The sequence below is a fragment of the Pseudomonas parafulva NBRC 16636 = DSM 17004 genome (assembly GCF_000730645.1).
GTDB classification, from domain to species: Bacteria; Pseudomonadota; Gammaproteobacteria; order Pseudomonadales; family Pseudomonadaceae; genus Aquipseudomonas; species Aquipseudomonas parafulva.
The window spans coordinates 70,105-89,816 of the sequence record NZ_BBIU01000026.1; the positions used below are offsets into that span (position 1 = coordinate 70,105).

Here is a 19,712-nt window from a genome sequence, read left to right on the forward strand (position 1 = left end):
CTGCGCTCTTTCAAGGAGAGCGCCGATGAAAAAATTATGTGCAGCAATGCTGCTGTGCCTGCCAGTTGCAGCGTTTGCCTACCCCATCGAGGTGGAAAAACACATCGACGGGGTGAAGCTCGATGCCACGGCTTACGACACCGCCTACGATATCGGCGCCATCACCCTGGACAACTATGGCCAGGTGCCCGCTGCCTGCAAGGTCACCTTCCGCAATGGCCCCGAGGCGCCCAGGGTGCGGCGTGTGAATGTGCCGGCAGGCAAACGCGCCGACGTCACGGCCAAGTTCAACCGGCAGATCATCAAGCTGCGTGTCACGGTTGCCTGCTCGGCTGAATAAACAAATTAATCGATATGTTACACCCACTTTTTACGCTTTTTAATCGATAGGTCAAGCTTTAGTCTTCCCTCCATCGACTCGCATCCCTTTTTGCCGATGGAGGCACCCATGTCCCGCGTATTGATCATCGAAAGCAGTGCACGTCAGCAGGATTCGATTTCCCGCCAGCTGACCCGGGAGTTCATCGAGCAATGGCAAGCTGCCCACCCCGCTGACCAGATCACCGTGCGTGACCTGGCGGCCAACCCGGTACCGCACCTGGATGCCCACCTGCTGGGTGGCTGGATGAAGCCAGAAGCGCAACGCAGCGCCGCCGAGCTCGACGCCCTGGCACGCTCCAACGAGCTGACCGATGAACTGCTGGCTGCCGATGTACTGGTCATGGCCGCGCCCATGTACAACTTCACCATCCCCAGCACCCTGAAGGCCTGGCTGGACCACGTGCTGCGCGCCGGCGTCACCTTCAAGTACACGCCAACCGGCCCACAGGGCCTGCTGACCGGCAAACGCGCCATTGTGCTCACCGCCCGTGGCGGCATTCATGCCGGCGCCACCAGCGATCATCAGGAACCCTACCTGCGCCAGGTGATGGCGTTCATCGGTATCCACGATGTTGATTTCATCCACGCCGAAGGCCTGAACATGAGCGGTGATTTCCACGAAAAGGGCCTGAACCAGGCCAAGGCCCAGATGGCCGCGATCGCCTGAGGCGTACCGAATTCCCAACCCTTGCACCCGTTTTTAGCTCCTTTGGGTGAACCTGCCCGGCCATTGGCCGGGCTTTTTTATGGGGTGCGAAAAGGGCGCAGGTGGGGGCGACCCGCGCAAGGGTGGTTATCCCTCCATTCCCAGTGGTTGAACTGGGCCGGTGCAAGCCGCTAAGGTCGCGACCTTATCCAAGAGAGGCAACCATGGGCTACCTGATTATCGTCGCGCTGATCCAGGCGTTTTCCTTCAGCCTGATCGGCGAGTACCTGGCCGGGCACGTCGACAGCTATTTCGCCGTGTTGGCCCGGGTGCTGCTGGCGGGGCTGGTGTTTTTGCCCCTGACCCGTTGGCGCCAGGTGCCGCCACGCTTCATGCGTTCGATGCTGCTGATCGGCGCGCTGCAGTACGGCATCACCTATGTGTGCCTGTACCTGAGCTTTCGCGTACTCAGTGTGCCGGAGGTGCTGCTGTTCACCATCCTGACGCCGCTGCACGTGACCCTGATCGAAGACGCCATGAACCGGCGCTTCAACCCTTGGGCGTTGCTGGCAGCACTGGTGGCAGTGGCGGGGGCTGCCGTGATCCGTTTCGACAGCATCAGCGGTGAGTTCTTCATGGGCTTCCTGCTGCTGCAACTGGCCAACTTCACCTATGCCGCTGGCCAGGTGCTGTATCGGCATCTGGTGGCCCGCAACCCCAGCGAGCTGCCGCACTATGCGCGCTTTGGCTACTTTTACCTAGGCGCGTTGCTGGTGGCCTTGCCCGCGTTCCTGCTGTTCGGCAACCCTCAGCACTTGCCCGCTACCCAGGTGCAGTGGCTGGTGCTGTTGTTCCTGGGCCTGTGCCCGACAGCCCTGGGCCTTTACTGGTGGAACAAGGGTGCGTGCCTGGTTTCCGGCGGCACGCTGGCCGTAATGAACAACCTGCATGTGCCGGTGGGGCTGCTGCTGAACCTGCTGATCTGGAACCAGCACGAGCCGCTGGGGCGGCTGTTCATTGGCGGCGCGATCATTCTGGCCTCGGTGTGGCTGAGCCGGGTGGGCGGGCGGGTGAATCAACCTGTTTGAGCGCTACGCGCGCGCTTTGCCGAATGATTGGCGGGAGCAGGGTGTGAGCGCATACAGGTGCCCGCATTGAGTATGCGCAGCGTCAGCATGGCCCCACCAGGCCGCCGCGCCCCTGACTGAACACCCAATGGCGACCCAGCCCCTTGAACGGTGTGATAATGCCCGCAACCAAAAAAGGCCCAGTCATGCTGACCATCTCCAACAACGTGCAGCTCCCCGATGCCGATATCGAACTGACCTACATCCGCGCCCAGGGCACGGGGGGCCAGAATGTCAACAAGGCGTCCAGTGCCGTGCACCTGCGCTTCGACATCAAGGCGTCGTCGCTGCCCGAGTTCTACAAGGAGCGTCTGCTGGCGCTGCGCGATAGCCGGATTACCGGCGACGGGGTGTTGATCATGAAGGCGCAGCAGTACCGCACCCAGGAGCAGAACCGCGCTGATGCGCTGGAGCGACTTGCGCAGCTGATTATTGGTGCCGGGAAGGTGGAGAAAAAACGCCGCCCTACCAAGCCGACGCTGGGGTCGAAGACGCGGCGGCTGGAAAGCAAGGCCAAGCGGAGTACGGTGAAGGCGGGGCGGGGGAGGGTGGAGTTTTAGGAATACTGTGAGGCGTTATGCGGAAAAAATCAGATTCCGCTCCTAGCTTGTAGTCCATTTCCAAAAGATGCCCAGGCCTGCCTGGCATTGGCTGCAGGCCTGTTTTAGTGAAGGAGCGACGCCAGCGGTCACGCCTCAGTCATCTGCTCCAGCCTGCGCGGCGCATGTTCCGGAGCCTGCACTGCCCGCCCAGCCAGCCCCACGCGCATGTCATTGCCACTCGGCTGCTGATACAGGCTCAACCCGAACTCCGGCAGCACGGCCAGCAAGTAGTCGAAAATATCCCCCTGAATACGCTCGTACTCGGCCCACACCGTGGTGGTGGTGAAGCAGTAGATTTCCAGCGGTACACCTTCGGCGGTGGTCTGCATCTGGCGCACCATGCAGGTCATGTTCGGGTGCACGTTGGGGTGGTTGCGCAGGTAGGCCAGGGCGAAGGCGCGGAAGGTGCCGATGTTGGTCAGCTTGCGGCGGTTGGCAGCAAGCTCGGCCACTTCGCCCAGTGCCGCGTTCCAGGTTTGCAGCTCTTCACGCTTGCCGGTGAGGTATTCGCCCAGCAATTGCACCTGGCCCAGGCGCTGTTCTTCTTCAGGGGTGAGAAAGCGTACGCCGGCGGCGTCGATGAACAGGCTGCGTTTGATGCGTCGGCCGCCGGACTGCTGCATGCCGCGGTAGTTGCGGAACGACTCGCTCATCAGCCGCCAGGTGGGGATGGAGACGATGGTCTTGTCGAAGTTCTGCACTTTCACCGTGTGCAAGGTGATGTCCACCACGTCGCCGTCCGCACCGACTTGCGGCATCTCGATCCAGTCACCCACATGCAACATGTCGTTGCTGGTCAACTGCACACTGGCGACGAACGACAGCAAGGTGTCCTTGTATACCAACAGCAGCACCGCAGACATCGCGCCCAGGCCGGACAGCAGCAACAGCGGCGAGCGGTCGATCAGGGTGGCGACGATGACGATGGCGGCGAAGATCCATAGCATCATCTTGGCCAACTGCACGTAGCCCTTGATGGAACGGGTGCGGGCGTGTTCGGTGCGGGCGTAGATGTCGAGCAGGGCATCCAGCAGGCACGACAGGGCCATGGTCATGAACAGCAGGGTGAAGGCCAGGGCGAAGTTGCCTAGGAAGTGCTGAACGGTGTCAGAAAGCTCGGGGACCAGTTTAAGGCCGAACTGAATCACCAGCGAGGGCGTGGTCTGCGCCAGGCGGTGGAACACTTTATTGTGGCGCAGGTCATCCAGCCACTTCAGCGCCGGCTGGCGGGCCAGCAGGCGCGCGCCGTGCAGCACCAGAAACCGCGCCAGGCGCCCGACAATCAGTGAAATCGCCAGCAGCACCGCCAGGCCGATGGCCGCGTGCAGCATGGGGTGTTGGTCGAGGGTGCCCCACAGGTCGAGGGAGTCACGCCAGAATCGTTGGATATCCATGGGCTTGCTTGCAGTCTTGTTGCCAAACGAAGCCCCATTAGAGCGCGGAAGCTGGCGAAGTTGCCAAAAGAAATTCGGCTAAAGCGGCAGAAAACGGTACCCTATGCAGCTGAATTTCCCGCATTTGCCTGAGGTTACCTCCGTGTTCTCCCAATTCGCCCTGCACGAACGCCTGCTTAAAGCCGTGGCCGAGCTTAAATTCGTCGAGCCAACCCCGGTGCAGGCTGCGGCCATCCCCCTGGCGTTGCAAGGGCGTGACCTGCGCGTCACGGCGCAGACTGGCAGCGGCAAGACGGCGGCATTCGTGCTGCCGCTGCTCAACCGCCTGGTCGACCTGCGTGAGCGCCGGGTGGAGATCCGGGCACTGATCCTGCTGCCTACCCGCGAACTGGCCCAGCAAACCCTCAAGCAGGTGCAGCTGTTCTCCCAGTTCACCTACATCAAGTCGGGCCTGGTGACCGGTGGTGAGGACTTCAAGGAACAGGCCGCGATGCTGCGCAAGGTGCCGGACGTGCTGATCGGCACCCCGGGTCGTCTGCTGGAGCAGCTCAATGCAGGCAACCTCGACCTGTCCCATGTGCAAGTGCTGATTCTCGACGAAGCCGACCGCATGCTGGACATGGGCTTTGCCGAGGACATGGAGCGCCTGTGCAAGGAATGCGAGAACCGTGAGCAAACCCTGCTGTTCTCCGCCACCACCGGCGGTGCGGCGCTGCGCGACATCATCGGCAAGGTGTTGAAAGACCCGGAACACCTGATGCTGAACAGTGTTTCGCAACTGGCCGAAGGCACGCGCCAGCAAATCATTACCGCCGATCACGATCAGCATAAAGAGCAGATCGCGCAGTGGTTGCTGGCCAACGAAACGTTCGACAAGGCAATCATCTTCACCAACACCCGCGCCATGGCCGATCGCATCTACGGTCACCTGGTGGCCAAGGACGTGAAGGCGTTCGTGCTGCACGGCGAGAAAGACCAGAAAGACCGCAAGCTGGCCATCCAGCGTTTCAAGGAAGGCAGCTCCAAGGTACTGGTCGCCACTGACGTTGCCGCCCGTGGCCTGGACATCGACGGCCTGGACCTGGTCATCAACTTTGACATGCCCCGCAGCGGTGACGAGTACGTGCACCGCGTGGGCCGCACCGGCCGGGCCGGTGGCGAAGGGCTGGCCATTTCGTTGATTACCCACAACGACTGGAACCTGATGTCCAGCATCGAACGCTACCTCAAGCAGCAGTTCGAGCGCCGGGTGATCAAGGAAGTGAAGGGCACTTACAGCGGCCCGAAAAAGGTCAAGGCATCGGGCAAGGCGGTCGGCAGCAAGAAGAAAAAGACCGAGAAAAAGACCGGTGACAAAAAGGCTGCTGCCAAGCGCAAGCCTACGGCCAAGCCCAAGGCGAATGCACCTTTGAGCAGTTCCGACGGCCTGGCACCGCTGAAAAAGCGCAAGCCCGCCGCCGAGTAATCACGCCTAGGGTTTCACGGGTGACCCGGCCAGGTCACCCGTGCCCGGGCGCGATACGCCACCTGTATTAGCCCGCTTTCTTCTCGGCCGCTTTCAATTCCATTATTCGCTTGTCGATCAGTTGACACTTGTCGGGCAGGTCCTTGCTCGCCGTGCCCAACTCCATCCCTTGCAACTCTTCGTTGATCTCCTTGGCCTTTTGCGGGTTCTGCTCAGTCAGATGAGTGACCAGCCCAGCCAGTTCTTCGCGTTTCTGTGTGGCCTCGTCCGGCGTGCAGGCCCAAGCGGGCAGGGCGCAGCACAGCGTAGCGGCACAGGCGATGTTCAGCAGCGGTTTCATCCTTTCTACCTCCGGTGATGGTGTTGAGGGGTGGAGAGGCGGCGGGCTGCAATGGTTCACTGGAATAGACAAGTGAAACGGGCTAAAAAAACATAACCCTAATCCTGCCCCCATACATGTAGGCCTAACCGTTCCCCACTGTGACATTCCGCTGAACCCACCCGGCGTCTGGTGAGTCCGACCCTGTGTACCTCACGTCCACAGCAGGAGGCTTCACCATGAGCAATACCTACGACTGGGACCTGATCGAGCGGCTGTTGCACGAAGTGCAGAACGGCGACGGTCAGAGCTTCACCCCACGCCCTTATGCCGAGCAACATGCTGCAGCATTGGCCGCCAAGGGCGAGCCGGTAGGGGACCTGGACCACCTCAAAACCCGTGCCTGCGAATACGAAAAGCTGCTGCTGCAGCGTGGTTTCATCGAAACCCGGCCCGAGGAAGAAGGCGGCAATGGCGAGAACTTCGTGCTGACCGAGCGTGGCTCGCGGCTGATGAGCCTGATCGACAGCAGCATCCCAGGCTTCGAGCACCCCCGGCAGGTGCTGGATGAGCAGGCGGATGCGCTGGACGAAATCACGTTCGAACAGGTGTCATCCAAGGCGCAGATCGCGGGTGGTGCCATTTAAAAGGCTGGTCATGCGGGCGTGGGTGATTCGATAATCGTCGGCCCTTTTGCTCTGGTGAGTTGACACCCATGCCTACATCCTCAGCCGGGGCCCGCCCATGAGCGCGGTCCGCAAGAACCCCGATGCATTCGCCTTTCAGGTGATGCTGTTGCTGTGCCTGATCTGGGGTTGCCAGCAGGTACTGATCAAGACGGCTGCCGTGGATATTGCCCCGGTGATGCAAGCGGCGCTGCGCAACGGCATCGCTGCCGTACTGGTGGGCCTTATGGTGTGCTGGCGAGGCGGCTGGGAGCAGGTGGGCAGTACCTGGCGCGCTGGCCTGCTGGCCGGTGGGCTGTTCGGGCTGGAGTTTCTGTTCATTGCCGAGGGGCTGAAACTGACATCGGCGGCGCATATGTCGGTGTTTCTCTACACGGCACCTGTGTTTACCGCCCTGGGGCTGCATTTCATGCTGCCCAGCGAGCGCCTGAGGTTATTGCAGTGGCTGGGTATTCTGCTGGCCTTCGGCGGTATCGCCTTGGCCTTTGCCGGTGGCCTGTCTTTCGCTGAAATGGATGGGCGCATGCTGCTGGGGGATGCGTTCGGGGTGTTGGCAGGGCTTGCCTGGGGCGCGACGACCGTGGTGGTGCGGGGGTCCAGGCTGTCCGAGGCGCCGGCCACGCTGACGCTGTTCTATCAGCTGGGCGTGGGCTTTGCCGGTTTGCTGCTGATCGCGCTGTTCAGTGGTCAGATCGGTAATGTTGTGCTGACGCCGCTGGCCATTGGCAGCGTGCTGTTCCAGGGCATTGTGGTGTCGTTTATCAGTTACCTGACCTGGTTCTGGCTGCTGCGCAAATACCTGGCGTCGAACCTGGCGGTGTTTTCTTTCATCACGCCGCTGTTCGGGGTCACCTTCGGGGTGGTGTTGCTGGGTGAGCCCCTGAGCGTGAATTTTGTGGCGGGCGCCTTGCTGGTGCTGTTGGGAGTGGTGCTGGTCAGCGCTGAACCCTGGGTAAAGCAGCAACTGCGCCGGTGGGTGGGGTGAAGCTTGGCAGGTTGTTAACGCACTGTTCGGCGCTGCAGCAACAAAGGGAAACGATTAACCAACCGTCGGAATCCCCAGCAAGCGCTTGATTAGGGGCACAATCACCCTTATCTGTAAGTACATGAGCATGCGCACTGTAGTTCATAGGGCTATGATCTGTATGACGCATCGCAGGACTGATTCGCCGTGAGGCTGACCCGTCAAGGGGGCATTATGAATAAAGCACTGTACAACTGGCTCCACGACCTGGCCGTTGCCTTGGGCCTGATCCCTCCACCGTTGCAGCCGGTGCCCATCCCGACTGATGAAGAGCAGCGCAAGCGCCAGCCACGGCGCCGCTGAAAACGCCAAAGGCCGCTGCACCAGGGTGGGTACAGCGGCCTTTTCGTTGGTGCTGCCAGCGGGTCAGGCTAGCTTCACCGCTGCCAACGGCCGGCGAGACAGCAGGCTGACTACCACAAAGCTCACCAGGCCAATGGCCAGGCTGTAGTAGATCGGCGTGTTCGCCTCCAGGCCATCCTTGAACATGAACAGCAGCGCGGTCGCGAAGCCCAGCGTCATGCTGGCGATGGCCCCCGCGGTGCTGGCGCGTTTCCAGAAAATGGCCCCGATCAAAGGCACCAGCATACCGCCCACCAGCAGGTTGTAGGCCAGGGTCAGTGCGCTGATCACGTCGTTGACCACCAGTGCGATGCCCAGCACCACCAGCCCGGTGATCAGCGTGAACAGGCGGCTGATGCCCAGGCTGGATTGCTTGCCACCCCGCAGCCGTGGCAGCAGGTCTTCGGTCAGGGTCGTGGATGCTGCCAACAGGCCCGCGCTGGCCGTGGACATCATCGCCGCCAGGGCCGCCGCCATCAGCAAGCCACGAATGCCGTCGGGCAGGGTGGTCTTGATCATCTCGGCAAAGGCGTTGTTCGGGTTGGCCAGGTCGGGCATCAGTACATGGGCCGCCATGCCGATCACTGCGCAGGCCAGGCCATATAGCACGCAGTACACCCCGGCGGTGGTGCCGGCACGCTGGCAAACCTTCTCGTCACGGGCAGTGAACACCCGCTGCCAGATATCCTGGCCGATCAGAATGCCGAAGAAGTAGATGAGGAAGTAGGTGATGATGGTGTCCCAGCCGATGGTGGTCAGCTGGAAGCTGGCCGCCGGCAGCTTGGCCATCAACGTGTCCCAGCCGCCTGCCTTGTACAGGCACACCGGCAGCAGGATGAACATCAGCCCCACGGTCTTGATCACGAACTGCACGATGTCGGTGAGGGTCAGCGACCACATGCCGCCAATGGTCGAGTACAGCACCACCACACCGCCCCCCAGTAGCAGCGAGGCCCAGAACGGCAGGTCGAGCAGTACCTGCAGCACAGTGGCCATGGCCAGCGTGGAGGTCACGGCGATCATCAGCGCGTAGGCCAGCATGATCACGGCACTGGCCTGGCGCGCGGTGGGGTTGTAACGGCGCTCCAGCACCTGGGTCACGGTGAAGATGCGCAGGCGCAGCAGCGGCTTGGCCAGGAACAGGTTGATGGCGATGATGCCCAGGCCCAGCGCTGCGCACAGCCAGAAGCCCGAAATGCCGTGTACGTAACCCAGGCGCACGGTGCCGACCGTGGATGCGCCACCCAGCACGGTGGTGGCCATGGTGCCCATGTACAACACAGGCCCCAGGTTGCGCCCGGCCACCAGGTAGTCTTCATGGGTTTTTGCGCGGCGCATGCCGTACCAGCCAAGCCCTAGCATGGCGGCGGTATAGATCATTACAACAATGATGTCCAAGGCCATTGGGGGTCTCCCGATTATCTTTATTATGGCGAGATCGGCGGCTCGGGCGGTGTTCGCCCGGCAGCCTTTGTAGGTGTTGGCGGGCCTCTATGGCCCTCCCTCATGGCTCCTGCCGGGGGTACCTCTGTACTGCAACTACGAACGTTGGGTCAGTTGCCTAGCGGCGCACTACGCCGGGCAACACGCACAGCATCTCGAACAGCAGGTTGGCGCCCAGCAGCGAGGTATTGCCGGAGGTGTCGTAGGGCGGGGAGACCTCGACCAGGTCGCAGCCGATCAGGTCGAGGCCGTGGCAGCCGCGAATGATCTCCATCGCCTGAATGGTGGTCAAACCGCCAATTTCCGGTGTGCCGGTGCCAGGCGCCCAGGCCGGGTCGATGCCATCGATGTCGAACGACAGGTATACCGGCCCGCCCCCGACTTTCTCCCGCACCTCGGCCATGAGCGGCGCCAGCGACTTGTGCCAGCACTCCTCGGCCTGCACCACGCGAAAGCCCTGGCGACGGCTCCAGTTGAAGTCATCGGCGGTGTAGCCCTGGGCACGCAAGCCAATCTGCACCACACGGTCGCAATCGAGCAGGCCCTCTTCCACGGCGCGGCGGAAGGTGGTGCCATGGGCGATTTTCTCGCCGAACATGTGGTCGTTGACGTCGGCATGGGCGTCGATGTGCACCAGGCCGATCTTGCCATGCTTCTTGTGCAGGGCACGCAGGATAGGCAGGGTGATGGTGTGGTCGCCACCCAGGGTGAGGGGGATGATGTTGTGTTCCAGCACCTCGTCGTACGCTTCTTCGATGATGCGCACGGCGTCCAGCAGGTTGAAGGTGTTGATGGCCACGTCGCCGATATCAGCCACCGACAGTGAATCGAACGGGGCGGCGCCGGTGGCCATGTTGTAGGGGCGGATCATCACCGATTCGGCGCGGATCTGCCGTGGCCCAAAGCGCGTGCCGGAGCGCAGCGAGGTGCCGATATCCAGCGGCACGCCAATGAATGCAGCATCCAGGCCTTCAGCGGTTTGCAGGTGGGGCAGGCGCAGCATGGTGGCGATGCCGCCGAAACGCGGCATTTCGTTGCCGCCCAGTGGTTGGTGGAGGATCTTGTCCACGGTGGGCCTCATCAGTCGGTCGATTGTTGTGTTTGTTCGAACCTGTGCCGCGTGGTCTTGCCGGTGTGCAGCGGGCGGCGGCCAGGGACATTTCGGCCAAGTCTGCGCAACGGGGGGCAGGGGAAGAATCGCTACCGGCAAAAACTTAGTTCAGGAATTTCTAAACTAAAGGCCGCCTAGCGGTTAGACTTCGCGCCAACCCTGTGCGGAATCGTTTATCCATGGCCTCGACACTGCCCGACCTGAAACTGCTGCGCATCTTCGTCAGCGTGGTGCGCCACCAGGGCTTCGCCAACGCACAGCGCGAACTGAACCTGTCCACCTCCGCCATCAGCACCTACATGAGCCAGCTGGAAGGCGCCCTCGGGCTGGTGCTGTGCCACCGTGGCCGCGGCGGCTTCAGCCTGACCAGCAAGGGGGAGCTGTTCCACCAGGAAACCTTGCGCTTGCTGGCTGAGCTGGACGGCTTCGAGCAATACGCGGCAGCGCTCAAGGGCGAGCTGCGCGGCACCCTCAACCTGGGCGTAATCGACTCCACGGTCGGCGACCGCGCCTTGCCCCTGGCCGAAGCCATCGGCGCCTACAGCCAGGAACACCCGGCTGTGCACCTGCACCTGTCCGTGTCCAGCCCTTACGAGTTGCAGCTGGGCGTACAGGACAACCGCCTGGACTTGGCCATCGGGGCGTTTTCCTCGCGCATGAGCGGGCTGGTGTACCAGCCGTTGTACCGGGAGCAGCACTGGCTGTACTGCAGCAGCCGCCACCCGTTGTACGCCGAACGGCGCATTCCCGAACAGGTGGTGACCCAACAGCGCATGGTGGGGCGTGGTTACTGGAGCCAGGCCGAGCTGGCGCGACATGGGTTCAAGCACAGCGCCGCCACGGTGGAGAGCATGGAGGCGCAACTGATCCTGATTCTGTCGGGTGCCTATATCGGCTACCTGCCCGAGCACTATGCCCAGGCCTGGGCAGACAAGGGCGACCTGCGGGTGCTCTCGCCGTCCACCTTTGGCTACCAGGCGCCGTTCTCCATGATCACTCGCCGTGGGCGCAGCCGCGAGCCGCTGATTCAAACCTTCCGCGATCTGCTGAAAAGCCAACTGAACGTGGGCTGATTCACATCGCGTTCATGCACTTCGTCGGGCGGCCGATATTTCCTACAGCTACCGCCTCCCACTATGAAAGCGCTCTGCTACACATCAAGGTGCGCTGATGATTTCCTCTTATTCATCCTGCAAGGATCGCCGAAGATGCGCATGAATTTGCCCATTACCGAGCACGAAAGAACTTTCTCCAGCGATCAACGCCTGATCTCCACCACCGACCTGAACAGCCGCATCACCTATTGCAACGATGCCTTCGTGGCCATCAGCGGTTTTACCTACGACGAACTGGTCGGCCAACCCCATAACCTAGTGCGCCACCCCGATATGCCGCCTGCGGTGTTCGCGCATATGTGGGACACCATCAAGCAGGGCAAACCCTGGATGGGCGTGGTGAAAAACCGCGCCAAGAATGGCGATTACTATTGGGTGAGCGCCTACGTGACGCCCGTGTACGAGCACGGTCACATCAGCGGCTATGAGTCGGTACGCTCGGTACCCACCCGTGAGCAGATTCACCGCGCAGAACAGCTGTACGCGCGCCTGCGTGCCGGCCGTGCCCCTGTGCCGTTGGCGGCCAGCATCGGCCACGGTCTGGTCCAGGGCCTGCCGTTGATCGGTGCCGGGTTGGCGTCGGGGCTGGGTTACCTGTGGCTACCGCCTCAGGCTGCACTCGGGGTGCTCGGCGCCAGCCTGTTGATGGCGTGGGGCCTGGTGCAGCGCCAGCAGCGGCAGGCGATTCGCCGCACGTTGGCTGAACACCCCAAGGCGTTCACCAGCCCGCTGGTGGCGCTGACCTACAGCAGCAACCCCGGCCTGCATGGCCAGCTGGACCTGGCCATTCTTAGCGAAGAGGCTCGCCTGCAAACCGCCCTGACTCGGCTGGAGGATGCCGGTGTAGGCGTCAAGGCCCGAGCGGCACAGTCGTCGGCGCTGTCCGATGACCAGGCGCGCATGCTGGAACGCCAGCGCAGCGAAACCGACCAGTCCGCCACGGCCATCGCCGAGATGGCCGCGACCATCCAGGAGGTCACGCACAACGTGCAAAGCACTGCACATGCGGCAGGTGATGCCGACCAGCTGGCGCAACAGGGTAGCGCGCTGGCCCTTAAAAGCCTGCAGGCCATGGGCAGCATGCGCGACGCGGTCAACGACATCGGCCAGGCGGTCAACGCCCTGGCCGAGCAGACCCAGTCGATTGGCAGCGTGGTGGACGTGATTACCGCGATCGCCGAGCAGACCAACCTGCTGGCACTCAATGCGGCCATCGAGGCCGCCCGTGCCGGCGAGCAGGGCCGCGGCTTCGCCGTGGTGGCCGATGAGGTGCGTTCGCTGGCCCAGCGCACCCGTACCTCGACCGAGGAAATCCACCAGATCATCGATTCGTTGCGCGCAGGTGCTGAACGGGCCGTGAACTCAGCCAGCCGGGGTGAGCAGATTTCGCGGGACAGTGTGTACAGTGTCGAAGCCGTGCAGGCTGCGCTCAGCGGCATCGCCCAGGCCGTCAGCCGCATCACAGGCATGAGCCAGCAGATGGCCACGGCGTCGGAGCAGCAGAGCCACGTTGCCGAGGATATCAACCAGCAGATCACCCGCATCGCCCAGCTCAGTGATCAAAGCGCCGGCCAGGCCCGGCAGGGCGCGCAGATCAGCCAGGACCTGGAGCGCATGGCCGATTACCTGCACAGCCTGGCCGAGCGCTTCAACCGCTGATCGCGCCCGCGGCGCAGGTTCTGTGGCACACTGCGCCGCCCAGGAGAACCCCATGCCCAGACCCCGTTGCGAGCGGTGCCAGCGCCCCGGCGAGCACTGCCTCTGCCCGTTGATTCCCACATTGGGCAGTCGCACCCGTGTGCTGCTGTTGCAGCACACCAGCGAAGCCTCCCATGCCTTGAACACCGCACGGCTGGTGGCGCTCGGTCTGCAGAATGCCCAGTTGCTGGTTGGCGAGGTGTTCGAAGACTTGGGCACACTATTGGCTGCCCCCGGCTATCGGCCGGTGTTGCTGTTTCCGGGGAATGATGCCCAGCCGCTGACGGCGGGCGGCCAACAGGACGACAGGCCGTTACTGTTGGTGGTGCCGGACGGTACCTGGCGCAAGGCCCGCAAGTTGCTGTACCTCAACCCTTTGCTGGCGACGCTGCCGAAGGTAACCCTGAAGGCCGGTGGGGTATCCCGCTACAGGCTGCGCAAGGCACCCAAGGAAGGCGCCTTGTCCACCCTCGAAGCGGTGGTGCGGGCATTGAATGAGCTCGAATGCCCCAACAGCTTCGACGGGTTGCTGGCACCCTTCGACGCGTTGATAGACGGGCAGATCAAGGCGATGGGTGACGCCACTTACCAGCGCAACCACGGCGCCGGTTGAACGCATGGCGCCCCTACCGGGCGCCATGCTGCGGGCTGCGGTCAGCGCATGTCTGGCAGGCGGGCGTCGGTGCGCACTTCGGTGGTGGCGTAGGCTTCTGGCGGCAGCGAGATCCGCTGCTTGCTGAGCAACTCGCCCATGGTCGCCAGCACGCGGTAACGCGAGTATTCCTCGGTATAGCGCACCTCGGTGTAGCGGCGGTCAGCGTTGTACAGTTCGTTCTCACTGTCCAGCACGTCCAGCAGGGTACGCTGGCCCAGGCCGAACTGGTCCTGGTACGCGGCACGCACACGCTTGGTGGTGTCGGCGTATTCACGTGCGGTTGGCAGCTGCTTGCTGGCGTTGGTCATGGCGTTCCAGGCCAGGCTCAGGTTCTCGGTCAGCTCGCGCAGGGCATTGTTGCGAATGTCCAGGGCCTGGTTGATCTTGTGCGAGTCGGAGCGCAGGCGTGCGCTGTCGCTGCCGCCGCGGAACAGGTTGTAGTTCATTTCAACACCGGCTTGCCAGTCGTTGTTGCTGTGGCCTTTTTCGCCGCCAGTGTTGTTGTTGGCACCGGTTGCCAGAATGGCGTCGAAGCGCGGGTAGAAGGTCGACTTGCCGACTTCGTACTGCTTCTCGGCAGCGTTCACGTCAGCCTGGGCCGACTTGATGTACGGGTTGTTCTGGCGCATGCCTTCGCGGGCTTCTTCCAGGTTGGCCGGCATCTGCACATTGATCGACTGCGGGTCCTCCAGCTCATCGGGCACCCGGCCTACCACGCTGAAGAAGTTGGCTTCAGCATCGGCCAGGTCGACTTCGGCGGTGTCCAGGTTGTTCTCGGCCAGTGCGCGACGGGCGCGAGACTGGTCAAGGTCAGCGGTGCTGCCCACGCCGCGCTCGTTGCGCAGGCCGATCTGGTCATTGACCCGCAGGTGGGCTTGCAGGTTGTTCTTGGCCAGGGTTACCAGTTCGCGGCGCTTGAGCACTTCCAGGTAGACCTCGATGGCACGCAGGGCAACGTCCTGGGCCACGGCCTGGGTGTAGTAGGCGCGCGAAGTGGAGACTGCTTCGGTGCGGCCTACCTCGTTGGAAGTGTTGAACCCGTCGAAGATCATCTGCCGCAGGCGCAGCTCGGACTGCGTGTAGTTCAGGGTTTCCTTGTTATGCCTGCCCTGGGCGCGGGTGTTGGCATTATCGGAACGCTGGCGGCCATAGCCGGCGACCAGGTCTACGGACGGGTAGTAGCCACCGCGGGCAAACTTCACGTCTTCGTCTGCAGACAGCTTGCTGTTGCGGTTGGAGCTGACCTGGGGATGGTAGTCCACGGCGCTCTGCACAGCTTCGGTGATCGACATCGCCTGTACGTTGGCACTTACCAGAGCCAACAGTAATGCACTGGTGATGGGGTTCAAAACGCGCATGGGTACCTCTCCCTGATCCTGGGTTGATCCTGCTTTTCGCCAAAAAAATGACTATATCGTGATGTCGTATAGTGTTGCAGGTTTTTAATCCCACAGCTAAGTACATTCAGCGCGATATATAAGAAGATTTATTCATATCAAACTGCCATGTGCGACCTATTTTGTCTAACGACAATGTAATTTATCGACCGAATTGTCCTCGGTTTCCCGTTCAGATCCTTGTGAAATAAGGGTTGCGGGCGGTTCCAGAACGAAAGCCGCTAAGAGGACGGGGAGCTAGGCGATATTGATATTTGGCGACAGAATATTGTCACGCCCTGGGTGGCAACGTCTTCTGTTTGAGGATGTAAAGGCTCACCAACAGGGCGCTGGCCAGCATGAAGACACGCGCCCACGGCAGGGGCACGAGGTAGCAGGAGAGGCCGATACTGGCCCACATCAAGGCGATGGCGTACACCTTGGCCTTCAGTGGGATACCTTCACCACTCAAGTAGCCGTGGATCCATGGCCCCAGTTTGGGGTGATGCACCAGCCAGTGATGAAAGCGGGGGGAGCTGCGGGCGAAGCAGGCTGCGGCAAGCAGCAGAAAAGGCGTGGTAGGCAGCACCGGTAGAAAGATGCCCACCACGCCCAGCGCTACGCTGAGCCAGCCGATGGCCAGCAGCAGGTAGCGCACAGAGGGCTCAGTGGTGACGTGGCTTGAGCAGGGCAGGCTTCTCTTCCGGGGCGTGCAGCAGCAGGAACAGCGCCGTCAGGGCTTCCGGGATCTGCACGATCATGTCGTCCTGCAGGCTGGCATTGGCGGCGATGTCGGCGAACTCCGGTTGCTCATCGAACAGGCCCGAACCGACCATGATCGGCAGCAGCATTTCGCTCACTTCCTCTTCGGCGTTTTCGAACCACGCTTCCTCGCGCAGGAACACGCCTTCCATGAAGCCGATGCACCAGCCGCGCAGGTCGGAGTCGTCTGGCTCGTCGGTGAGGTCGAGGTCGCAGGGCAGTTCGAACTCATCGTCGCTGGCCAACTGGCGGGCGATATGGGCCTTGAGCGCCACCAGCGTGGCTTCGATCTCGGTGCGCTGGGCGTCGCTGGCGTAGCGGGGTTCCTCGGCGAACAGGGCGTCGATCCACTCACGCTCAGGCACGTCTTCGGCATTGATCGACAAGGCGGTCAGGTAGCCGTGGGCGGCGACATAGTCCAACGCTTCTTCGTGCAGCTCGTCGGCGTCGAGGAAGGCTTGCAGGCGGGTCAGTTGCTCGGCGAAGGGCATTACAGGGCTACCTTGGGAATAAACGATACCGAATTCTAGCACCTTGCGACGGTGGCGGGGCAAAGGAACGTCCATCGCGGCGGTGCCTGTGCGGGGTGGTGCTGCGGTATACTTGACGGTTTCCAATCCAGGGGCGGGCTTTGCCGTACCTCTGGAAAAAACCGCTTACGCATTCGGCGTGTGCGGAGCGGGTTTTTCGTCCAGCCTGTGTCCAGGATGGTACGGCGTTTTGTGGAGTTGCACATGCTCGAACAGGCTCAGCGCGTTCTCAAGGATATCTTCGGCTACGACAGTTTCCGGGGGCGCCAGGCAGCGATCATCGAATGCGTGGCCAATGGTGGCGATGCCCTGGTACTGATGCCCACCGGCGGCGGCAAGTCGTTGTGCTTCCAGGTGCCGGGGTTGTTGCGCCCGGGGCTTACGGTGGTGGTTTCGCCACTGATCGCGCTGATGGACGACCAGGTGGCCACGCTGGATGAACTGGGGGTGGCGGCTGCGGCGCTCAACTCCACGCTCAGCGCCGAGCAGCAGCGTGACCTGGCTGGCCGCTTGCGCCGTGGCGAGGTGAAAATGCTCTACCTGGCGCCAGAGCGCCTGGTGCAGCCGCGCATGCTCGACTTCCTGCGTGAGCTGGATATTTCCCTGTTCGCCATCGACGAGGCCCACTGCGTATCCCAGTGGGGGCATGACTTCCGCCCGGAGTATCTGCAACTCGGCCAGTTGGCCGAACTGTTCCCCCATGTACCGCGCATCGCGTTGACGGCAACCGCCGACATGCGCACCCGCGAGGAAATCGTTCAGCGCCTTCACCTGCAGGGCGCCGAACGTTTTCTGTCGAGTTTCGACCGGCCCAACATCTTCTACCGCATCGTGCCCAAGGAGGCACCGCGCAAGCAGCTCATGGCATTTCTGGGCGAGCGCCGCGGCAATGCCGGCATCGTCTATTGCCTGTCGCGCAAGAAGGTCGATGAAACCGCCGCATTCCTGTGTGACCAGGGCTTCCCTGCGCTGCCCTACCACGCAGGCCTGGCCGCCGAGACCCGCTCGGCCAACCAGCACCGCTTTCTCAACGAGGAAGGGCTGATCATGGTGGCGACCATTGCCTTCGGCATGGGCATCGACAAGCCCAACGTGCGCTTCGTCGCGCACCTCGACCTGCCCAAGTCGATGGAGGCGTACTACCAGGAAACCGGCCGAGCCGGGCGTGACGGCCTGCCGTCAGATGCCTGGATGGCTTACGGCCTGCAAGACATGGTCATGCTCAAGCAGATGCTGCAGAACTCCGAGGGCGACGAGCGTCACAAGCGCATCGAGCAGCACAAGCTCGACGCCATGCTGGCCCTGTGCGAAGAAACCCGCTGCCGGCGCCAGACCCTGCTTGCCTACTTCGACGAAACCCTCGAGCAACCCTGCGGGCACTGTGACAACTGCGTAGACAACGTGCAAACCTGGGACGCCACCGAGCCGGCGCGCCAGGCGCTGTCGGCGGTGTTCCGAACCGGCCAGCGCTACGGCGTTGGGCATCTGGTCGATGTACTGCTCGGCAAGGACACCGAAAAAGTGCGCAACTTCGGGCACGAGAAACTCTCGGTGTTCGGGGTGGGCAAGGCGCTGCCGGAGGCCGAGTGGCGGTCACTGTTCCGCCAACTGGTGGCGCGGGGGCTGGTGGACATCGACCTTGAAGGCTATGGCGGCCTGCGGCTTTCGGACAGCTGCCGGCCGTTGCTGCGCGGCGAGGTCACCTTGCAGCTGCGGCGCGACCTCAAGCCGCAAACCGTCGCCCGCACCGCGTCCTCGGGTGGCGGCAGCCCGGCCAGCCAACTGGTGCGTGCCGAAGAGCGCGAACTGTGGGAAGCACTGCGCACCCTGCGGCGCAAGCTGGCAGAAGAACACCGCGTGCCGCCGTATGTCATTTTCCCCGATTCCACGCTGCTGGAAATGCTGCGCAGCCAGCCTGCCACCCTCAGCGACATGGCCCAGGTCAGCGGCGTGGGCGCGCGCAAGCTGGAACGTTACGGGCAGGCTTTCCTGGAGGTGCTCAACGGCAGTGGCGGCACTGACGAGGCGCCGAAGGTGGTACTGGACCTGCGCCATGAACTGGTCAGCCTGGCCCGCGCTGGCATGACCCCGGCCCAGATCGCCGGCCAGCTGAGCTGCAGCGAGAAAAACGTCTACAGCCTGCTGGCCGAGGCACTGGGGCGTCAGGAGCTGAACCTTGAGCAGGCACTGGACCTGCCTGAAGACCTGCTGGCCGAAATCCAGGATGCCTTCCTTGACGGCGAAGGCGAACTGCCCCCGGTTTCGGCCATCGCCCCTCTGTTTGGCCCGCGAGTGCCGGAGGGCGTGTTGCACTGCGTGCGTGCAGCATTGGCGGCGGAGTTCGAGTTGTGATTACCGATAACGGCGCTGGCATTTGGCCCGTCCGCTGACCCGTGTCATGTGTTCGCACGGTTGCCGGGCATTCGTCCCGCCCATCGGCTTGCCTCCCCGGGCGCGTCATGGTTAGCTGCCTAATAATTAGATCTTTTCAACGAGTTGCTTATGCCCCTGACTGACAACCAACACCGCTTCGGCATGCAGCTGGCCCAGATGTCCCGTGGTTGGCGCGCTGAGCTCGACCGCCGCCTGGCCGGGCTCAACCTGTCCCAGGCCCGCTGGTTGGTGCTGCTGCACCTGGCCCGCTTTGCAGAGGCCCCCACCCAGCGTGAGCTGGCCCAGAGCGTGGGTGTGGAAGGCCCGACACTGGCGCGGCTGCTGGACAGCCTCGAAGGGCAGGGGTTGGTGCGTCGGCAGGCGGTGATGGAGGACCGGCGGGCGAAGAAGATCCAGCTATGCCCGCCCGCCAGGCCGCTGATCGAGCAGATCGAAACCATTGCCAACCAACTGCGGGTGGAGTTGTTCAGTGGCGTTGACGAGGCTGACCTTGAGGTGTGCATGCGCGTGCACGCGAAGATCCTGGGGAACCTCGAGAAGCCCTGATCGGCTTGGAGTATCGCACTGCATATAACTTGCTGATTCAGCAGAGCCCCTCTGGAAGCAACTGTCTTCCACGAGCTTTAAAAGTTGGCGCAATCA

Annotated in this window: 20 protein-coding genes and 1 pseudogene; 14 read left to right on the top strand and 7 right to left on the bottom strand. The window is 62.5% G+C overall.

Annotation, left to right across the window (positions count from 1 at the left end; genetic code table 11):
* Window positions 1–25 precede the first annotated feature (25 nt).
* The 4 genes from PPA02S_RS16705 (at window position 26) to arfB (ending at window position 2,714) form a co-directional block, all read left to right on the top strand.
* Window positions 26–340 carry a hypothetical protein gene (locus PPA02S_RS16705; RefSeq protein WP_028635455.1) on the top strand — a complete coding sequence of 105 codons (315 nt, stop codon included), beginning with the start codon at window positions 26–28 and terminating at the stop codon, window positions 338–340.
* Between the two features lie 108 nt (window positions 341–448).
* Complete coding sequence (locus PPA02S_RS16710) at window positions 449–1,048, top strand: FMN-dependent NADH-azoreductase (RefSeq protein ID WP_028635456.1); 600 nt, start codon at window positions 449–451, stop codon at window positions 1,046–1,048.
* A gap of 203 nt (window positions 1,049–1,251) precedes the next feature.
* Window positions 1,252–2,115, top strand: coding sequence for a carboxylate/amino acid/amine transporter (locus PPA02S_RS16715; RefSeq protein WP_028635457.1), 864 nt, complete (start codon window positions 1,252–1,254; stop codon window positions 2,113–2,115).
* Between the two features lie 185 nt (window positions 2,116–2,300).
* The gene (arfB, locus tag PPA02S_RS16720) at window positions 2,301–2,714 is read left to right on the top strand and encodes an alternative ribosome rescue aminoacyl-tRNA hydrolase ArfB (protein WP_028635458.1); all 414 of its coding nucleotides are present in this window, start codon (window positions 2,301–2,303) and stop codon (window positions 2,712–2,714) included.
* A gap of 128 nt (window positions 2,715–2,842) precedes the next feature.
* Here arfB and PPA02S_RS16725 read toward each other — a convergent pair whose 3' ends face one another.
* Window positions 2,843–4,150 (bottom strand): mechanosensitive ion channel family protein, encoded by a 1,308-nt coding sequence (locus PPA02S_RS16725; protein ID WP_028635459.1) that lies wholly within the window; start codon window positions 4,148–4,150, stop codon window positions 2,843–2,845.
* A 103-nt stretch (window positions 4,151–4,253) separates the two neighbouring features.
* On the opposite strand from PPA02S_RS16725, the gene PPA02S_RS16730 reads away from it, so the two are divergent.
* On the top strand, window positions 4,254–5,615 hold the full coding sequence (locus tag PPA02S_RS16730) for a DEAD/DEAH box helicase (protein WP_028635460.1): 1,362 nt from the start codon (window positions 4,254–4,256) through the stop codon (window positions 5,613–5,615).
* A gap of 67 nt (window positions 5,616–5,682) precedes the next feature.
* On the opposite strand, the gene PPA02S_RS16735 is transcribed toward PPA02S_RS16730, so the two are convergent.
* Entirely contained in the window at window positions 5,683–5,955 is a 273-nt protein-coding gene (locus PPA02S_RS16735; RefSeq protein ID WP_028635461.1) for a hypothetical protein, read from the bottom strand.
* Between the two features lie 218 nt (window positions 5,956–6,173).
* On the opposite strand from PPA02S_RS16735, the gene PPA02S_RS16740 reads away from it, so the two are divergent.
* From PPA02S_RS16740 to PPA02S_RS23450, 3 genes are all read left to right on the top strand, one after another.
* Window positions 6,174–6,581: a hypothetical protein gene (locus tag PPA02S_RS16740; RefSeq protein WP_028635462.1), complete on the top strand. Its 408-nt coding sequence runs from the start codon at window positions 6,174–6,176 to the stop codon at window positions 6,579–6,581.
* Between the two features lie 97 nt (window positions 6,582–6,678).
* On the top strand, window positions 6,679–7,605 hold the full coding sequence (locus PPA02S_RS16745; protein ID WP_028635463.1) for a DMT family transporter: 927 nt from the start codon (window positions 6,679–6,681) through the stop codon (window positions 7,603–7,605).
* A gap of 213 nt (window positions 7,606–7,818) precedes the next feature.
* A complete protein-coding gene (locus PPA02S_RS23450; protein ID WP_256217484.1) occupies window positions 7,819–7,947 on the top strand; it encodes a PA1414 family protein in 129 nt (42 codons plus the stop codon).
* Window positions 7,948–8,010: 63 nt separating this feature from the next.
* Here PPA02S_RS23450 and PPA02S_RS16750 read toward each other — a convergent pair whose 3' ends face one another.
* Both PPA02S_RS16750 and speB read right to left on the bottom strand, forming a co-directional pair.
* Window positions 8,011–9,390: a sodium:solute symporter family protein gene (locus tag PPA02S_RS16750; RefSeq protein ID WP_028635464.1), complete on the bottom strand. Its 1,380-nt coding sequence runs from the start codon at window positions 9,388–9,390 to the stop codon at window positions 8,011–8,013.
* Between the two features lie 157 nt (window positions 9,391–9,547).
* The gene (gene speB / locus PPA02S_RS16755) at window positions 9,548–10,498 is read right to left on the bottom strand and encodes an agmatinase (protein ID WP_028635465.1); all 951 of its coding nucleotides are present in this window, start codon (window positions 10,496–10,498) and stop codon (window positions 9,548–9,550) included.
* Window positions 10,499–10,719: 221 nt separating this feature from the next.
* On the opposite strand from speB, the gene PPA02S_RS16760 reads away from it, so the two are divergent.
* From PPA02S_RS16760 to PPA02S_RS16770, 4 genes and pseudogenes are all read left to right on the top strand, one after another.
* Entirely contained in the window at window positions 10,720–11,613 is an 894-nt protein-coding gene (locus tag PPA02S_RS16760) for a LysR family transcriptional regulator (protein ID WP_028635466.1), read from the top strand.
* Between the two features lie 141 nt (window positions 11,614–11,754).
* Window positions 11,755–12,027: pseudogene (locus tag PPA02S_RS23685) on the top strand (PAS domain-containing protein); the annotation flags it as partial.
* A gap of 252 nt (window positions 12,028–12,279) precedes the next feature.
* Entirely contained in the window at window positions 12,280–13,314 is a 1,035-nt protein-coding gene (locus PPA02S_RS16765) for a methyl-accepting chemotaxis protein (RefSeq protein ID WP_428829810.1), read from the top strand.
* Window positions 13,315–13,366: 52 nt separating this feature from the next.
* Complete coding sequence (locus tag PPA02S_RS16770; protein ID WP_028635468.1) at window positions 13,367–13,966, top strand: tRNA-uridine aminocarboxypropyltransferase; 600 nt, start codon at window positions 13,367–13,369, stop codon at window positions 13,964–13,966.
* Window positions 13,967–14,007: 41 nt separating this feature from the next.
* Here PPA02S_RS16770 and PPA02S_RS16775 read toward each other — a convergent pair whose 3' ends face one another.
* The 3 genes from PPA02S_RS16775 to PPA02S_RS16785 form a co-directional block, all read right to left on the bottom strand.
* Complete coding sequence (locus tag PPA02S_RS16775; RefSeq protein ID WP_028635469.1) at window positions 14,008–15,366, bottom strand: TolC family outer membrane protein; 1,359 nt, start codon at window positions 15,364–15,366, stop codon at window positions 14,008–14,010.
* Between the two features lie 310 nt (window positions 15,367–15,676).
* A complete protein-coding gene (locus PPA02S_RS16780) occupies window positions 15,677–16,042 on the bottom strand; it encodes a YbaN family protein (RefSeq protein WP_028635470.1) in 366 nt (121 codons plus the stop codon).
* A 7-nt stretch (window positions 16,043–16,049) separates the two neighbouring features.
* Window positions 16,050–16,637: a YecA/YgfB family protein gene (locus PPA02S_RS16785; RefSeq protein ID WP_028635471.1), complete on the bottom strand. Its 588-nt coding sequence runs from the start codon at window positions 16,635–16,637 to the stop codon at window positions 16,050–16,052.
* 243 nt (window positions 16,638–16,880) lie between these two features.
* Between PPA02S_RS16785 and recQ the strand changes: the two genes are divergently transcribed.
* On the top strand, window positions 16,881–19,028 hold the full coding sequence (gene recQ / locus PPA02S_RS16790; RefSeq protein WP_028635472.1) for a DNA helicase RecQ: 2,148 nt from the start codon (window positions 16,881–16,883) through the stop codon (window positions 19,026–19,028).
* A gap of 150 nt (window positions 19,029–19,178) precedes the next feature.
* Window positions 19,179–19,616, top strand: a complete 438-nt coding sequence (locus PPA02S_RS16795) for a MarR family transcriptional regulator (protein WP_028635473.1) — start codon at window positions 19,179–19,181, stop codon at window positions 19,614–19,616.
* The last annotated feature ends 96 nt before the right edge of the window (window positions 19,617–19,712 follow it).

Coding starts and splice junctions, on each gene's coding strand:
- PPA02S_RS16705 (WP_028635455.1), top strand. CDS start 26: ATGAAAAAATTATGTGCAGCAATGCTGCTGTGCCTGCCAGTTGCAGCG.
- PPA02S_RS16710 (WP_028635456.1), top strand. CDS start 449: ATGTCCCGCGTATTGATCATCGAAAGCAGTGCACGTCAGCAGGATTCG.
- PPA02S_RS16715 (WP_028635457.1), top strand. CDS start 1,252: ATGGGCTACCTGATTATCGTCGCGCTGATCCAGGCGTTTTCCTTCAGC.
- arfB (WP_028635458.1), top strand. CDS start 2,301: ATGCTGACCATCTCCAACAACGTGCAGCTCCCCGATGCCGATATCGAA.
- PPA02S_RS16725 (WP_028635459.1), bottom strand. CDS start 4,150: ATGGATATCCAACGATTCTGGCGTGACTCCCTCGACCTGTGGGGCACC.
- PPA02S_RS16730 (WP_028635460.1), top strand. CDS start 4,254: ATGCAGCTGAATTTCCCGCATTTGCCTGAGGTTACCTCCGTGTTCTCC.
- PPA02S_RS16735 (WP_028635461.1), bottom strand. CDS start 5,955: ATGAAACCGCTGCTGAACATCGCCTGTGCCGCTACGCTGTGCTGCGCC.
- PPA02S_RS16740 (WP_028635462.1), top strand. CDS start 6,174: ATGAGCAATACCTACGACTGGGACCTGATCGAGCGGCTGTTGCACGAA.
- PPA02S_RS16745 (WP_028635463.1), top strand. CDS start 6,679: ATGAGCGCGGTCCGCAAGAACCCCGATGCATTCGCCTTTCAGGTGATG.
- PPA02S_RS23450 (WP_256217484.1), top strand. CDS start 7,819: ATGAATAAAGCACTGTACAACTGGCTCCACGACCTGGCCGTTGCCTTG.
- PPA02S_RS16750 (WP_028635464.1), bottom strand. CDS start 9,390: ATGGCCTTGGACATCATTGTTGTAATGATCTATACCGCCGCCATGCTA.
- PPA02S_RS16760 (WP_028635466.1), top strand. CDS start 10,720: ATGGCCTCGACACTGCCCGACCTGAAACTGCTGCGCATCTTCGTCAGC.
- PPA02S_RS16770 (WP_028635468.1), top strand. CDS start 13,367: ATGCCCAGACCCCGTTGCGAGCGGTGCCAGCGCCCCGGCGAGCACTGC.
- PPA02S_RS16775 (WP_028635469.1), bottom strand. CDS start 15,366: ATGCGCGTTTTGAACCCCATCACCAGTGCATTACTGTTGGCTCTGGTA.
- PPA02S_RS16785 (WP_028635471.1), bottom strand. CDS start 16,637: ATGCCCTTCGCCGAGCAACTGACCCGCCTGCAAGCCTTCCTCGACGCC.
- recQ (WP_028635472.1), top strand. CDS start 16,881: ATGCTCGAACAGGCTCAGCGCGTTCTCAAGGATATCTTCGGCTACGAC.
- PPA02S_RS16795 (WP_028635473.1), top strand. CDS start 19,179: ATGCCCCTGACTGACAACCAACACCGCTTCGGCATGCAGCTGGCCCAG.